This window comes from Actinotalea solisilvae (assembly GCF_016464425.1).
Taxonomy (GTDB): domain Bacteria; phylum Actinomycetota; class Actinomycetes; order Actinomycetales; family Cellulomonadaceae; genus Actinotalea; species Actinotalea solisilvae.
Window position 1 is genome coordinate 1 of the sequence record NZ_JADDKQ010000037.1, and the last position, 12,396, is coordinate 12,396.

A 12,396-nucleotide genomic window follows, 5' to 3' on the forward strand; every position below is an offset into this window, starting at 1 on the left:
GGTGGGTGCGGCGGGCGGGGTCGTCTCGTTCATGACCACCATGCTGGTCGCGGCGCGCGCGCCGGGGTATCGGGGCCCGCCCTGAGCGGACCCTGAACCGGCCAGGGCCCACCCTGACCCACCCCGGGTCCCGACCCGGAGCCTGACCCCGAACTCTGCCCGCGAGGGCCCCGAAGGCGCCGTCGCGCGTTCGCTGACGTGTGACGATGCTCCCGTGACGACCACGACGACGGCGCGCCCGACCGGCCGCCTCCCGCTGCGACGGCCCCCCACGGGCCGCGTCGTCGGCGGCGTGTGCGCGGGGCTCGCGGCGCACCTGGGCGTGCCGGTGGGCGTCGTGCGGGTCGTGATGGTGCTGCTCGTGCCGCTCGTCGCCGCGGGCCCGATCCTCTACGTCTGGTTCTGGGTCATGGTGCCCGTGGGCGACCCCGTCGTCGCCGCCGCGGACGAGCGACCGGCCGTCATGACGCGCCTGGCCCCGCGGCTGCGCGAGCCGGGGCGGCGGATACCGCTCACCGACATCGGCGTGGGCGTGCTGCTCCTCCTCGCGGCGGCGCTGCTCGTCGCGATGCGCTCGGGCGTGACGCCCGAGTCGACGTGGGTGTTCCCGACGCTCATCCTGCTCGGCGGGACCGCGCTGGCCTGGAGCCAGCTCGACGCGGTCCAGCGCGGCCGCTTCCTCTCCCATGCGGGCGGCCGCACGCCCGTGAGCGTCGTCCGGCTCCTCGGCGGCACCGTGCTCGCCGGCGCCGGCGTGTTCCTCCTCGTCGGGCAGGACGAGCCCGTCGACGCGCTCGTGCGCTCCGCCGTCGCCGCCGTCGCCGTGCTCGCCGGCGCGGCGCTCGTCCTCGCGCCGTGGTGGCTGCGCCTGGTCCGCGAGCTGGGCGACGAGCGCGCCGCGCGGGCACGCGAGTCCGAGCGCGCCGACATCGCCGCGCACCTGCACGACTCGGTGCTGCAGACGCTCGCCCTCATCCGCGCGCGCGCCGACCACCCCGACGACGTCGCCCGCCTCGCCCGCGCGCAGGAGCGCGAGCTGCGCGAGTGGCTCTACGACGACCGCAAGGTGCCGGGAACGTCGCTCGCCGCGGACCTGCGCCGCGTCGTGGGCGAGGTCGAGGACGGGCGCGGCGCCGCGGTCGAGACCGTCGTCGTGGGGGACTGCGTGCCCGACGAGGCGACCGAGGCCCTGCTGCAGGCGACGCGCGAGGCCCTGGTGAACGCCGTCGTGCACGGGCGACCGCCCGTGTCGCTGTACCTCGAGGTGGGCGAGGGGCAGGTCGAGGTGTTCGTGCGGGACCGCGGCGACGGGTTCACGCTCGCGGACGTGCCGGGGGACCGGTTCGGCGTCCGGGAGTCGATCATCGGCCGGGTGCGCCGCCGCGGCGGCACCGCGACCGTCGAGAGCAAGCCGGGGCGGGGCACCGAGGTGCACCTGTGCCTGCCGGTCGAGGAGGAGCAGCGATGAGCCAGCCCAGCGGTGCGGCGTCCCCGGGGGCGCCCGGGGCCACGTACGACGTCGTCCTGGTGGACGACCACCTCATGTTCCGCGCGGGGGTGCGGGCGTCGCTCGACGCGTCGATCCGCGTGGTCGGCGAGGCGGAGGACGTCGAGGGTGCGGTCGCGGCCGTGCGCACGCTCCAGCCGCCCGTCGTCCTGCTCGACGTGCACCTGCCCGGCGGCAACGGGGGCGGGGGCGCCGAGGTCATCACGGCGTGCCAGGACCTGCTCGGCACCACCCGGTTCCTCGCGCTGTCGGTCTCCGACGCGTCCGAGGACGTCGTCGCCGTCATCCGCGCCGGCGCGCGGGGCTACGTCACCAAGGCCATCACCGGCCCGGACCTCTCCGACGCGGTGCGCCGGGTCGCGGGCGGGGACGCCGTCTTCTCCCCGCGGCTGGCGGGCTTCGTGCTGGACGCGTTCGGCACCGCCGCGGGCGACGTCGCGACGGGCGACGACGAGCTCGACCGCCTGAGCGCGCGCGAGCGCGAGGTCATGCGCCTCATCGCGCGCGGCTACAGCTACCGCGAGGTGGCGTCGGAGCTGTTCATCTCGATCAAGACCGTCGAGACCCACGTGTCCGCGGTGCTGCGCAAGCTCCAGCTCTCCTCGCGCCACGAGCTCACGCGGTGGGCGGCCGCGCGGCGGCTGCTCTGACGGGTGGGTGGCGGCAGGCCCGTCCCCGGCGTCTCGACGGCGGGTGAAACCCCGTCGTGACGGGGGGCACGACGGGACCTAGGTCTCACGAGGGCGCGGCGGACGTCGATGGACGGGCAACCGATCTGCCTGGAGCCCCCCGTGAAGCGACTGTCCTCCCTGTCCGTGACCGCGCGCCTCGTCGCGATGGTCGCCGTGCTCGCGCTCGGCATGGGTGTCCTCGTCGTGCTGGCCTCGGGCCAGGTCGAGCGCCGCATCATGGCCGAGCGGCAGGCGGCGACGCGCGCCGTCGTCGAGACCGCGCTGGGCACGATCGCCCACTACGGCGCCCTCGAGGAGGCCGGTGACCTGTCGCTCGAGGAGGCGCAGGACGCCGCCGTCGCCGCGGTGCGCGCGCTGCGGTACTCGGGCGAGGAGTACTTCTGGATCAACGACATGGGCCCGACCATGGTCATGCACCCCATGAAGCCCGAGCTCGACGGCACCGATCTCACCGAGAACGCCGACCCCGACGGCAAGCACCTGTTCGTCGAGATGGTCGACGTCGTGGCGGCGGACGGCGCGGGCTTCGTCGAGTACCAGTGGCCGAAGCCGGGCGCCGAGGCGCCCCAGCCCAAGGTCTCCTACGTCGCCGGGTTCGAGCCGTGGGGCTGGGTCGTGGGCTCGGGCGTGTACGTCGACGACGTGCGCTCCGTCGCGCTCGCGGAGGCCGGACGCCTGGTCCTGTCGGGCCTCGTCGTGGTCCTCGTGGGCGGCGCCGTCGCGTTCGCCGTCGGGCGCAGCATCGTGCGACCCATCCGCCAGGCGACGGACGTCCTCAGCAGCGGCGACGTCTCGACGCGCCTGCCCGAGGGCCGGGGCCGCACCGAGCTCGAGCGGCTCGCGGTCGCCCTCAACGGCACGCTCGACCGGTCGGCCGCGGTGGCCGACGGCGTCTCGGCGGCCGTGGGCCGGCTCGACGACGCCGCCACCCGGCTGGTGGAGACGAGCGACGGGCTCGCGGGCGAGGCCGAGCGCACGACGCGGCAGACCGCGTCCGTGAGCCGCGCCGCGCAGGAGGTCAGCACGGGGATCGACGCGGTCGCCGCGGGCACGCACCAGATGGGCGCGTCGATCGGCGAGATCGCGCAGAACGCGCACGCCGTCGCGCGCATCGCCGAGGAGGCCGTCGAGGCCGCCGAGGCGACCAACCGGACGGTCGCCGAGCTCGGCGAGTCCTCGACGCAGATCGGGTCCGTGGTCAAGGTCATCACCGCGATCGCGGAGCAGACCAACCTGCTCGCGCTCAACGCGACGATCGAGGCGGCGCGGGCGGGCGACGCGGGCAAGGGCTTCGCTGTGGTCGCGGGCGAGGTCAAGGAGCTCGCGCAGGAGACCGCGCGCGCGACCGGCGACATCTCGGCGCAGGTCGACGCGATCCAGGTCGCCGTCACGCGGGCGGCCGAGGAGATCACGCGGATCAGCGGCATCATCGGCCGGATCAACGACTTCCAGACCACGATCGCGGGCGCGGTCGAGGAGCAGACCGCCACGACGACGGCGATGGCGGCCACGGTCGCGCAGGCCGCCGACGGCGGGCGCGGGATCGCGGGCGCGCTCGACGCGGTCGACGCGTCCACCCGGCGCACGTCGAGCGAGCTCGACGAGATCCGCGAGGCGGCGCGCGAGCTCGCGGCGACGTCGCGCAGCCTGCGCGAGCACGTCATGGTCTGAGGCCTGCCGCGCCGCCCAGCGACGTCCCGCGGCCGCCCCGGCGTCCGGTCCTCGCGGCCGGGCGTCGCGGGCGTCGCCGTCGCGGGGCGGCGCGCGACCCGTGCGCCGTCAGGACGCGGGGCGGTCCGACCCCCGGCCGGGCAAGCCCGCGGCGACGAGGGCCGCGATGACGAGGCAGAGCGGACCGTAGAACCGGCGGTCCATCGCCACGAACCGGTCCGACGGCGTCCACGGGACCAGCACGCGCGTGGCTCCGGCCGCGCCGGCGACCCCGCGGACCGCGAACCCCACAGTGAGGGCCGCCCGGGCCGCGCGGCCGCGGGCGCCCCCGGCCTCGGACGTCACGAGTGCGGCCGCGAGAGTCAGTGCGCCCGCGACCGCGATGCACGGCACGGGTCCCGGGAACTCGTCCGTGCCGGCGACGAGGTTGGCGAGCTCGCGCCGGTCCCGCGCCGGCCACGCGGAGCCGGCGGCCCACACGGCGTGCAGGGCCGCGGCGGCGGCGAGCACTGCGGAGCCGACGCGCGGCAGCACACGGGTGGCGGACGAGCCGGTGATCATGGCCGCAGGGTAGTCGTCGCGGGCGCGCCGGGGCATCGTAGGAGCGCGACCGCCCGCACGGCCGCGCTCATACGATGCCCGCATGATCGTCCGGAAGCAGCCCGCACCGCCGCGGCCCCTGGCCGCAGGGGACGTCGTGACGACGTACTCCGACGCGCTCGGGGCATGGACCGCCGCGCAGATCACGGACCTCGACGTCCGCGGGAAGCAGGCAGGCGTCCTGGAGCTCGACTGGTCGGGCGCCGAGCCGCCGACGCTCGCCGACCTCGACGGCGTCCGACCCCTCGTCCTGACGCATCACGCCTGGGGAGGGCAGCTCTCGCACGCGAACTTCCCGTGGCTCCTGCCGCGTGGGTACCGCGTCATCGGTCGGCTGCCGCTGCTCCACCGCGAGCGGTCGCGGGACTACGGCCGGGGCTGGCACCTGGGGGACCAGCTGGCGCACCAGAGGCGGTGGGACGCGGGCGACCGCTCCTCGCACGACGACCCGCAGACGCTGCGGCTGTCCGGGGAGGAGGCCTCTCGCGTGGGAGGCGTCGCGCCGCGGAAGGACATCCGCACGCTGATCGTCGTGGACGTCGACACCCTGGACTGCGACGTGGTGGTCGCCGGCTTCCCGGATCTCCGGGCACTGATGCTCTGGGGACGGCTCGGGCTCCTCGCGCACGCCGGCTCGCTGAACCGGCTGACCGGCCTGCGGGAGGTGCACGTCGACGGCCTGTTCGGCATGGCGGCCGACGAGGTGCTCGACCCGACCGCGCTCCCGCACCTCGAGGCGCTGACCCTGCATGACGTGCCGTCCGAGTACGCCGCCGCCACGCGCCGGCGATGGCGAGCCGAGGTGGCGCACGGTACCGAGCTCTCGGTCACCGGAGCGCGGACGCCGGAGTGGGTGGCGGAGAACCGCAGCAACCCGCTGCGGGGCTGGGACGGTCGCGAGCTGATCAGCAGGGCGTCATACACGAGGTCCGTCGCGCAGTTCCGCCGGACCCGGCAGGCGGTCCTGACGGTTCTCCGGGACGTCCCGCCGGACGCGGTGAGCGGAGAGCTCGCCCGGATCGGTCACGAGTACGGGACCGCCTTCAACCGGCTCAGCGCCAGGACCGCCTTCATCGAGACCGAGGAGCGGGAGGACCTCCTGGTCGCGCTCGACGCCGTGGTCAGCGAGGCGGAGGCCGAGCTCGGTCGCGACCTCACGGCCGAGCGGGTGGCGCTGCTCGACGCCGTGGACGCCGTGCGCGACTGGTAGACGTCCGGGCGGCCGGGCACCCGGCGGACGTGGGTGTGGGTGGGCGCGCCTACCCTGGGGGTGCGATGAACACCCTCTTCTCCGACCTGCCGCTGCCCGGGCTCCAGCGCTCCGACAAGGCCCGCACCGAGACCGCGCTGCCGCGCGTCGTCGCGCCCCGCGAGGACCGTCCGGCCGCCGACGACGCCGTGGGCACCCCCGCGCACGAGGGCGCGTTCGCGGCCGAGCGCCGCGCGCGCGAGGAGGAGCGGCGCGCGCAGGACCGGGAGCGCGCGGACGCGCTGCTCGTCGGGCTCAACCCCGAGCAGCGCGAGGCGGTGCTGCACACGGGCTCGCCGCTGCTCATCGTCGCGGGTGCCGGCTCGGGCAAGACGCGCGTGCTCACGCACCGGATCGGCCACCAGCTCGCGACGCGGCGCGTGCGCCCGTCCGAGGTCCTCGCGATCACGTTCACCAACAAGGCCGCCGCCGAGATGCGCGAGCGCGTCGAGCAGCTCGTCGGCCCGCCGGCCCGCGCGATGTGGGTCTCGACGTTCCACTCGGCGTGCGTGCGCATCCTGCGCAAGGAGCACGCGACGCTCGGCCTGCGGTCGTCGTTCTCGATCTACGACGCGGCGGACTCGCAGCGCCTGCTCACGATGGTCGCGCGCGAGCTCGACCTGGACCCGAAGAAGTACCCCGCGAAGGCGCTCTCCTCGAAGATCTCGAACCTCAAGGACGAGCTCGTCGGCCCGGAGACCTACGCGGCGTCGTCGGGTGCGGCGTCGGGCGAGGCCAACCAGTTCGACGAGGCGCTCGCCGCGGTCTACGGCCGGTACCAGGCGCGCCTGCGCCAGGCGCACGCCCTCGACTTCGACGACCTCATCATGACCACGGTGACCCTGCTCCAGGGCTTCCCGGACGTGGCCGAGCACTACCGGCGCCGGTTCCGCCAGATCCTCGTCGACGAGTACCAGGACACCAACCACGCGCAGTACGTGCTGGTGCGCGAGCTGAGCCGGCCCTCCGAGGGGCTGGGGCCGGGCGAGCTCACGGTCGTCGGCGACGCGGACCAGTCGATCTACGCGTTCCGCGGCGCGACGATCCGCAACATCCTCGAGTTCGAGGCCGACTACCCGGACGCCCGCACCATCCTGCTCGAGCAGAACTACCGCTCGACCCAGACCATCCTCTCGGCCGCGAACGCCGTCATCTCGCGCAACCCCGGCCGCAAGCCGAAGCGGCTGTGGACGGACTCGGGCGCCGGCCCGCAGATCGTCGGGTACGTCGCGGACAACGAGCACGAGGAGGCGCGGTTCGTCGCCGAGGAGATCGACCGCCTCGGCGACTCCGACGGCGTGCGCCCGGGCGACGTCGCCGTGTTCTACCGGACCAACGCGCAGTCGCGTGCGCTCGAGGAGGTGCTCATCCGCGTCGGCCTGCCGTACAAGGTGGTCGGCGGGACGCGCTTCTACGAGCGCCGCGAGATCAAGGACGCGGTCGCGTACCTGCGCGCGCTCGCCAACCCGGACGACGACGTCAACGTGCGCCGCGTGCTCAACGTGCCCAAGCGCGGACTGGGCGACCGGTCTGAGGCGATGGTCGCGGCGTTCGCCGAGCGCGAGCGCATCTCGTTCGGCGCCGCGCTCGAGCGGGCCGAGGAGGCGCCGGGGGTGGGCACCCGCGCGGTCACGGGCCTGCGCGCCTTCGCGCAGATGATGTCCGAGCTGCGCGAGCTCGCGGCGTCGGCCGGACCCGCCGAGGTGCTCGGCGCGGTGCTCGACCGCACGGGCTACCTCGCCGAGCTGCGCGGCAGCGACGACCCGCAGGACCAGTCGCGCGTCGAGAACCTCGCCGAGCTGCACGCCGTCGCGACGGAGTTCGAGCAGGCCGAGCCCGACGGCGACCTCACCGACTTCCTCGAGCGCGTCTCGCTCGTCGCGGACTCCGATCAGATCCCGGCCGACGACGGCGAGAACGGCGGGCCGGCGCAGGGCGTCGTCACCCTCATGACGCTGCACACGGCGAAGGGGCTCGAGTTCCCGGTCGTGTTCGTCACGGGCTGGGAGGACGGCACGTTCCCGCACATGCGCTCGCTCGCCGACCCGGACCAGCTGGCCGAGGAGCGCCGGCTCGCCTACGTCGGGCTGACGCGCGCGCGGCAGCGTCTGTACATCTCGCGCGCGGCCGTGCGCACGGCGTGGGGCGTGCCCAACGAGTTCCCTGCGAGCCGCTTCCTCGACGACGTCCCCGAGGACCTCGTCGACTGGCGGCGCAAGGAGTCGAGCATGGCCGCACTGCGGCGGGGCGGGAGCGGCTGGGGGAGCGGCGCGTCGGCCTGGGGCGGCCAGGGTGGGCAGGGGACGCGCCGCCGGTCGGACGACGACGGCGGGACCGTCTACGGCAGCGGCAAGGTCCAGACGCGGCGCGTGCCGCCCTCGCCGCCGTCGTCCCCCAGCTTCGGCTCGGGCGCGCCGAAGGGCGACGTGCCGAGCCTCGCGATCGGCGACAAGGTCACCCACGACTCGTACGGGATGGGCACCGTCGTCGCGGTCGAGGGAGCGGGGAACAACGCCGTCGCCAAGATCGACTTCGGTGCCGACGGCGTCAAGCGCCTCCTGCTGCGGTACTCGCCGGTGACCAAGCTCTAGTCGCGCGGCTCGGGGTCGCTACGATCGCGCGTCGCGCCGCCGGGCGCGGGACGAGCCACGGGGGGCGGACGGATGACGCGCGGTCGGCAGGGCGAGGCACAGCGGGGCCGGACATGGGGCGCGCGGACGCGTTGGTGCGTGCTCGCCCTCGCCGTGACGGCCGCGCTCGCAGGGTGCACCGCAGCCGACGCCGAGCCGACGCCGACGGCCTCGTCCGCGTCGAGCGGGTCGGGGAGCGCCGAGCCCGCCGCGCCCGCCGTCGAGCCGGTCGTGGTCAGCACCGTGCTCGAGGGCGAGGAGGTCGACCTCGAGGTCGGGCCGCTCGTGCGGCACGGCGACGTCGCCGTCCTGCGCCTCGCCGCGCCGACCGACAACCCCGTCCTGCTGCAGATGGCGTTCTGGGAGGTCTACGAGAGCGGCTCGAGCCCGGGCCCGAACGGCGTGCGCGTCGTCGACCACGGCGAGCGGACCGTGCTCACGGTCGCCCGCACGGCCGAGGGCAAGACCGTCACCACACGCAACGGCAGCCCCGGCGGGCCCGCGACGGACGCCGACCGGGAGACGGCCGGCGAGGACGTCGCGATCGCGTACGCGGCGTTCGCCGTGCCGTCGGGCGACACCGTCGACGTGCTGCTGACGCAGGGTGGCCTCGCCGCCGACGTGCCCGTCGTGGACGAGGACGAGGCCGGCGCGCTCACCGTCCCGCCGGACGAGCTCGTCGAGGACCCCGTGGCCGAGGCGCCCGTCATCGCCCTCGAGAGCTTCACCGAGCTCGTGGGCGGTCAGGTGACCGCGCGCGTCACGCCCGAGCAGGTCCAGGTCGCCATCGCCTCGGACGTGCTGTTCGCGGTCGACTCCGACCAGCTCGGCCCCGACGCCGAGGCCGCGCTCGTGGCGGTCGGCCAGCAGCTCACGGCCTACGAGGGCGGCGCGCTGGACGTCGTCGGCCACACCGACGACGTGCTCGACGACGCCTACAACCTGGACCTCTCGCAGCGCCGCGCGCAGACGGTCGCCGACCGGCTGGCCGGGCTGGTCGACCTCGGCGCCTTCGACGTCACGGTGTCCGGGAAGGGCGAGAGCGAGCCGGCGGTGCCGGGGACGAGCCCGGAGGCTCGCGCGGCCAACCGCCGCGTCGAGCTGGTCCTGGTCCCGCCGTCGCCGACGGAGGCGGTGTCCGACCCGGGGGACGAGGACGCACCTCTTCCCGCCCCGGAGGGCCCGAGCGGACCGGGCCCCGAGGGGGTCTCCGTGCAGGACGGCACGGCCATGTTCGACGTCCGGCTGGCCGAGGTGCGGCGCCGCGGCCCGTTCGTCGTCGGCGCGCTCGAGGTCACCAACACCGGCTCCGACGCGCTGGCCGTGTCGTCCTTCGCGTCAGGGGCCTGGGACACGCGCGGCGAGTTCGACGCGTCGCTCCAGTTCGCCGCGACCAACCTCACGATCCCGGTCGGGACCTCCCGCCTCTACCCCCTGGACTACGTGCGGGACGCCGAGAACCAGGTCCGCGAGCCGATGGCCGACCGCGTCATCGTCGGCATCGCCCCGGGCTCGACGCGCGTCGTGGGCGTCATGTGGCCGGACCCGGGCACCGAGACCGTGACCGTGGAGGTCGCCCGTCGCCACCTCGAGGCGTTCGGCGGCGTCGACGTCGGCGTGCCCTTCCGGCTCACGGACGTCCCGGTCGTCGACGGCTGACCGCGGCCCACCCGTCGCGCGGCCGGCGCCGGTGCGCCGGTCGCCGGACCGCGGCCGACCCGGGCGATCTCTCGATGTGAAGAGATCTCCGGCGCGCGGCTAGCATCGACCGGAGCGCGCGGGGCCCCGCCCGGCGCGGACGACTCACGACGGAAAGCGGGCGCAGGGTGGACCTGTACGAGTATCAGGCACGCGATGTCTTCGAGAAGCACGGCGTCCCCGTGCTGGGCGGCATCGTCGCCCGGACCCCCGAGGAGGCCCGCGCCGCCGCGGAGCGGCTCGGCGGCGGGACGGTCGTCGTCAAGGCGCAGGTGAAGACGGGCGGCCGCGGCAAGGCCGGCGGCGTCAAGCTCGCGCACTCGCCCGAGGAGGCGGCGCAGCGCGCCGAGGAGATCCTCGGCCTCGACATCAAGGGCCACGTCGTCCGGACGCTCATGGTCGCCCAGGGCGCGAAGATCGCCGAGGAGTACTACTTCTCGGTGCTCCTCGACCGGGCCGAGCGCCGGTACCTCGCCATGGCGAGCGTCGAGGGCGGCATGGAGATCGAGCAGCTCGCGGTCGAGCGCCCCGAGGCCCTCGCGCGCGTCGCGGTCGACCCGCTCGTCGGCATCGACGAGGCCAAGGCCCAGGAGATCGTCGCGGCCGCGGGCTTCGCGGCCGACGTCGCGCCGCAGGTCGCCGACGTCATTCAGAAGCTGTGGGGCGTCTACAAGAACGAGGACGCCACGCTCGTCGAGGTGAACCCGCTCGTGCGCACCGAGGACGGCCGGATCGTGGCCCTCGACGGCAAGGTCACGCTCGACGCCAACGCGGACTTCCGCCACCCGGACCACGCCGAGCTCGAGGACGCCGCCGCGGCGGACCCCTTGGAGGCGCGCGCCAAGGAGGCCGACCTCAACTACGTCAAGCTCGACGGCTCGGTGGGCATCATCGGCAACGGCGCGGGGCTGGTCATGAGCACGCTCGACGTCGTCGCGTACGCGGGCGAGGCCCACGGGGGCGTCAGGCCCGCCAACTTCCTGGACATCGGCGGCGGCGCCTCGGCCGAGGTCATGGCTGCCGGGCTCGACATCATCCTGTCGGACCCGCAGGTCAAGGCCGTGTTCGTCAACGTCTTCGGCGGCATCACGGCGTGCGACGCCGTCGCGACCGGCATCGTCAAGGCCCTCGAGATCCTCGGCGACCACGCGACCAAGCCGCTCGTCGTGCGCCTCGACGGCAACAACGTCGTCGAGGGCCGCCGCATCCTCGCGGAGGCCGCGCACCCGCTCGTGACGCTCGCCGACACGATGGACGGCGGCGCCGACAAGGCTGCCGAGCTCGCCCACGCCGCCGCCTGACCACCCGAGACCTGAGAAGAGAAGAAGAGAACCATGGCGATCTTCCTGACTGAGGCCTCCAAGGTCATCGTCCAGGGCATGACCGGCTCCGAGGGGCAGAAGCACACGACGCGCATGCTCGCCTCGGGCACCGCCGTCGTCGGCGGCGTCAACCCGCGCAAGGCCGGCACGAGCGTCGACTTCGCCGTCGGCGAGGGCACGACGTCGGTCCCCGTGTTCGGCTCGGTCGTCGAGGCGGTCGAGGCCACGGGCGCCGACGTGTCCGTGATCTTCGTGCCGCCGGCGCACACCAAGGCGGCCGTGCTCGAGGCCGTCGACGCGGGCGTGCCGCTCGTCGTCATCATCACCGAGGGCGTCCCGGTGGACGACACCGCGGAGTTCTTCACGGCCGCGCAGGCCAAGGGCGTCCGGCTCATCGGCCCGAACTGCCCGGGCCTCATCAGCCCCGGGAAGTCGAACGTCGGGATCATCCCGGCCGACATCACGGGCCCCGGCAAGGTCGGCCTCGTCTCGAAGTCCGGCACGCTGACGTACCAGATGATGTACGAGCTGCGGGACTTCGGGTTCTCGACGGCCATCGGCATCGGCGGCGACCCGATCATCGGCACCACGCACATCGACGCCCTCGCGGCGTTCGAGGCGGACCCCGAGACCGCGGCCATCGTCATGATCGGCGAGATCGGCGGCGACGCCGAGGAGCGCGCGGCGGCCTTCATCAAGGAGAACGTCACGAAGCCCGTCGTGGGCTACGTCGCGGGCTTCACGGCGCCCGAGGGCAAGACGATGGGCCACGCGGGCGCCATCGTGTCCGGCTCGTCCGGCACCGCGCAGGCGAAGCAGGAGGCTCTCGAGGCCGCCGGCGTCCGCGTGGGCAGGACGCCCAGCGAGACCGCCGCGCTCATGCGCGAGATCCTCTCGGCCTGAGACCGGCGGACGCCGACACGCCCGCCCGGGGTCGCCCCGGGCGGGCGTCGAGCAGGGACGATGGAGCGGTGAGCCGACCACCCGCGCCGCGACCCCCCGCGGCGGGGGCGGCTCCCGCGACCCC

9 protein-coding genes are annotated in these 12,396 nt (G+C 74.8%); 8 read left to right on the forward strand and 1 reads right to left on the reverse strand.

Features of this window, described 5'->3' with window-relative positions; all coding sequences use genetic code 11:
- Positions 1-214 precede the first annotated feature (214 nt).
- The 3 genes from JIG38_RS19650 (at position 215) to JIG38_RS19660 (ending at position 3,870) form a co-directional block, all read left to right on the forward strand.
- Positions 215-1,468: an ATP-binding protein gene (locus JIG38_RS19650; RefSeq protein WP_199425326.1), complete on the forward strand. Its 1,254-nt coding sequence runs from the start codon at positions 215-217 to the stop codon at positions 1,466-1,468.
- Complete coding sequence (locus JIG38_RS19655) at positions 1,465-2,157, forward strand: LuxR C-terminal-related transcriptional regulator (protein WP_199425327.1); 693 nt, start codon at positions 1,465-1,467, stop codon at positions 2,155-2,157. Before JIG38_RS19650 ends, JIG38_RS19655 begins: the two co-directional genes overlap by 4 nt.
- A gap of 141 nt (positions 2,158-2,298) precedes the next feature.
- Positions 2,299-3,870, forward strand: coding sequence for a methyl-accepting chemotaxis protein (locus JIG38_RS19660; RefSeq protein ID WP_199425328.1), 1,572 nt, complete (start codon positions 2,299-2,301; stop codon positions 3,868-3,870).
- Positions 3,871-3,978: 108 nt separating this feature from the next.
- On the opposite strand, the gene JIG38_RS19665 is transcribed toward JIG38_RS19660, so the two are convergent.
- Positions 3,979-4,431, reverse strand: a complete 453-nt coding sequence (locus JIG38_RS19665; protein WP_199425329.1) for a DUF3995 domain-containing protein — start codon at positions 4,429-4,431, stop codon at positions 3,979-3,981.
- A gap of 82 nt (positions 4,432-4,513) precedes the next feature.
- Here JIG38_RS19665 and JIG38_RS19670 point away from each other — a divergent pair, with 82 nt between their 5' ends.
- From JIG38_RS19670 to sucD, 5 genes are all read left to right on the forward strand, one after another.
- Complete coding sequence (locus JIG38_RS19670; protein ID WP_199425330.1) at positions 4,514-5,680, forward strand: hypothetical protein; 1,167 nt, start codon at positions 4,514-4,516, stop codon at positions 5,678-5,680.
- Between the two features lie 65 nt (positions 5,681-5,745).
- Positions 5,746-8,310, forward strand: a complete 2,565-nt coding sequence (pcrA, locus tag JIG38_RS19675; protein WP_199425331.1) for a DNA helicase PcrA — start codon at positions 5,746-5,748, stop codon at positions 8,308-8,310.
- 138 nt (positions 8,311-8,448) lie between these two features.
- Positions 8,449-10,008 carry an OmpA family protein gene (locus tag JIG38_RS19680; RefSeq protein ID WP_199425332.1) on the forward strand — a complete coding sequence of 520 codons (1,560 nt, stop codon included), beginning with the start codon at positions 8,449-8,451 and terminating at the stop codon, positions 10,006-10,008.
- A 167-nt stretch (positions 10,009-10,175) separates the two neighbouring features.
- Positions 10,176-11,348, forward strand: coding sequence for an ADP-forming succinate--CoA ligase subunit beta (sucC, locus tag JIG38_RS19685; protein WP_199425333.1), 1,173 nt, complete (start codon positions 10,176-10,178; stop codon positions 11,346-11,348).
- Positions 11,349-11,381: 33 nt separating this feature from the next.
- Positions 11,382-12,272 carry a succinate--CoA ligase subunit alpha gene (gene sucD, locus JIG38_RS19690; RefSeq protein ID WP_199425334.1) on the forward strand — a complete coding sequence of 297 codons (891 nt, stop codon included), beginning with the start codon at positions 11,382-11,384 and terminating at the stop codon, positions 12,270-12,272.
- Positions 12,273-12,396 lie beyond the last annotated feature (124 nt).